General features: G+C 73.6%; 3 protein-coding genes. All 3 read left to right on the forward strand.

Going from position 1 to position 2,675, the window contains the following annotated elements:
• Positions 1-171 precede the first annotated feature (171 nt).
• The 3 genes from SSNG_RS29995 to SSNG_RS30005 are packed head-to-tail and all read left to right on the forward strand — an operon-like array spanning position 172 to position 2,667.
• Positions 172-1,650: a lactate utilization protein B gene (locus tag SSNG_RS29995; protein ID WP_007267698.1), complete on the forward strand. Its 1,479-nt coding sequence runs from the start codon at positions 172-174 to the stop codon at positions 1,648-1,650.
• On the forward strand, positions 1,647-2,273 hold the full coding sequence (locus SSNG_RS30000) for an LUD domain-containing protein (protein ID WP_042802286.1): 627 nt from the start codon (positions 1,647-1,649) through the stop codon (positions 2,271-2,273). Before SSNG_RS29995 ends, SSNG_RS30000 begins: the two co-directional genes overlap by 4 nt.
• Before the next feature lie 4 nt (positions 2,274-2,277).
• Positions 2,278-2,667: a VOC family protein gene (locus SSNG_RS30005; RefSeq protein WP_007267700.1), complete on the forward strand. Its 390-nt coding sequence runs from the start codon at positions 2,278-2,280 to the stop codon at positions 2,665-2,667.
• Positions 2,668-2,675: the final 8 nt, after the last annotated feature.

Below are 2,675 nucleotides of genomic sequence, written 5' to 3' on the forward strand. Positions count from 1 at the left end.
CGCCACCGGCGCCGAAGTGCTCTGCGGCGCCGACAACTCCTGCCTCGCCCACCTCGGCGGCATCCTCCACCGCGCGGGGGACCCCATGCGCACCCTGCACCTCGCCGAGATCCTGGCCGCCACGGAGGAGGACCCCATGGAGGAGGGCCCCATGGAGGAGGACCCCCTGCCATGACCGGTACGCACCTCGGCATGCCCGCCTTCCCGCCGTTCCCCGACGCCGCCCGGGAGGCCGTACGGGACGGCGTACTGCGCGCCAACCTCCGCCACGCCACCCACACCATCCGCGACAAACGCGCCCGCGCCGTCGCCGAACTCGCCGACTGGGAGCAGCTGCGCGCTGCGGGCAAGGCCGTCAAGGACCACACCCTGCGCCACCTCGACCGCTACCTGCTCCAGCTGGAGGCAGCCGTCACCGCCGCCGGCGGCACCGTCCACTGGGCCGCCGACGCCGACGAGGCCAACCGCATCGTCACGGACCTGGTCCGCGCCACCGGGGAGAGCGAGGTCGTCAAGGTCAAGTCCATGGCCACCCAGGAGACCGGCCTCAACGAAGCCCTCGAAGCCGCCGGGATCACCGCCTACGAGACCGACCTCGCCGAACTCATCGTCCAGCTCGGCCACGACCGGCCCTCGCACATCCTCGTCCCCGCCATCCACCGCAACCGCGGCGAGATCCGCGAGATCTTCCGCGCCGAAATGGGCGCATGGGGCCGTCCCGCCCCCGAGGACCTCGGCGACGACCCCCGCGAACTCGCCGAAGCCGCCCGCCTCCACCTGCGGGAGAAGTTCCTGCGCGCCAAAGTGGCCGTCTCCGGCGCCAACTTCATGGTCGCCGAGACCGGCACCATGGTCGTCCTCGAATCCGAGGGCAACGGACGCATGTGCCTGACCCTGCCCGACACCCTCATCTCCGTCGTCGGCATCGAGAAGGTCGTCCCCACCTTCCGCGACCTGGAGGTCTTCCTCCAGACCCTGCCGCGCTCCTCCACCGCCGAGCGGATGAACCCGTACACCACCATGTGGACCGGCACCCACGAGGGGGACGGCCCCTCCGCCTTCCACCTCGTCCTCCTCGACAACGGCCGCACCGACACCCTCGCCGACGCGACCGGCCGCCAGGCCCTGCGCTGCATCCGCTGCTCCGCCTGCCTCAACGTCTGCCCCGTCTACGAACGTGCCGGCGGCCACGCCTACGGCTCCGTCTACCCGGGCCCCATCGGCGCCGTCCTCAGCCCCCAACTGCGCGGCACCGCCGGCGCCGTCGACGCCACCCTGCCCTACGCCTCCACCCTCTGCGGCGCCTGCTACGAGGTCTGCCCCGTCGCCATCGACATCCCCGAGATCCTCGTCCACCTCCGCGAACGCGTGGTCCAGGGCGGCCCCGTCACCCGCGAGGGCGTCCGCGTACACCTGCGCCCCGCACACGGACACACCGCCGAACGGGCCGCCATGCGCGCCGCCCGGCTGCTCCTCGACCACCCCGGAGCGCTGCGCGCGGGAGAGCGGCTGCTGGCCCGCGCGCGCAGGCTGCGCCCCCGCCGCCTCCCCGGCCCCGGCCGGGCCTGGACCGACACCCGCGCACTGCCCGACATCCCGGCGGAATCCTTCCGCGACTGGTGGCTCCGAGAACGGGGGAACCGAGGTTGAGCACCAAGGACCGCATCCTGTCCCGCATCCGGCGGGCCACGGCGGAGGCCCCCGAAGCCCCGCCCGTCCCCCGCGACTACCTCCGCGTCCACGGCACCCGCACCCCGGCCGAGACCGCCGGCCTCCTCGCCGCCAACCTGACCGAGTACCGGGCGAAGGTCCACCGCACCGACGAGGACGGCATCGCCCTGCTCCTGGCCCGCCTGCTCACCGCCTCCCGCACGGTGCTCGTCCCGCCGGCCCTCCCCCCGCACTGGCTCTCCGCGACGGACGCGACCCGCGTCCACGACCGCGCCGCCTCCACCCCGCACGACCTGGACCGCGTCGACAGCGTCGTCACCGGCTGCGCCCTCGCCATCGCCGAGACCGGCACCATCGTCCTCGACGGCGGCCCCGACCAGGGCCGGCGCCGCGTCACCCTCATCCCCGACCACCACGTCTGCGTGGTCCGCGTCCCCGCCCAGGTCGTGGACTCCGTCCCGCAGGCCCTCGAACGCCTCGACCCGACCCGCCCGCTGACCTGGATCTCCGGCCCCTCCGCCACCAGCGACATCGAACTGGACCGGGTCGAGGGCGTACACGGCCCCCGCACCCTGGAGGTCGTACTCCTCGGCGCACAATAGCCGCATGCCATCCCACATCGCCCTGACCGCCCTCGTGGTCCACGACTACGACGAGGCCATCGACTTCTACACGCGCGCGCTCGGCTTCGAACTCGCCGAGGACACCCCCCGGCCCGACGGCTCCCGCTGGGTCGTGGTCCGCCCGCCGGGAGCCAAGGAGTCCGCCCTCCTCCTGGCCCGCGCCAAGGACGACGCCCAGCGCTCCCGCATCGGCGACCAGACCGGCGGCCGGGTCGGCTTCTTCCTCTACACCGCCGACTTCGCCGCCGACCACGCCCGGATGACCGCCGAAGGCGTCCGCTTCCTGGAGGAGCCGCGCCACGAACCGTACGGCTCCGTCGCGGTCTTCGAAGACCTCTACGGCAACCGCTGGGACCTCCTCCAGCCGGCCTAGGGGGTGTC

It is taken from the genome of Streptomyces sp. C (assembly GCF_000158895.1).
Classification (GTDB): Bacteria; Actinomycetota; Actinomycetes; order Streptomycetales; family Streptomycetaceae; genus Streptomyces; species Streptomyces racemochromogenes.

Coding starts and splice junctions, on each gene's coding strand:
- SSNG_RS29995 (WP_007267698.1), top strand. CDS start 172: ATGACCGGTACGCACCTCGGCATGCCCGCCTTCCCGCCGTTCCCCGAC.
- SSNG_RS30005 (WP_007267700.1), top strand. CDS start 2,278: ATGCCATCCCACATCGCCCTGACCGCCCTCGTGGTCCACGACTACGAC.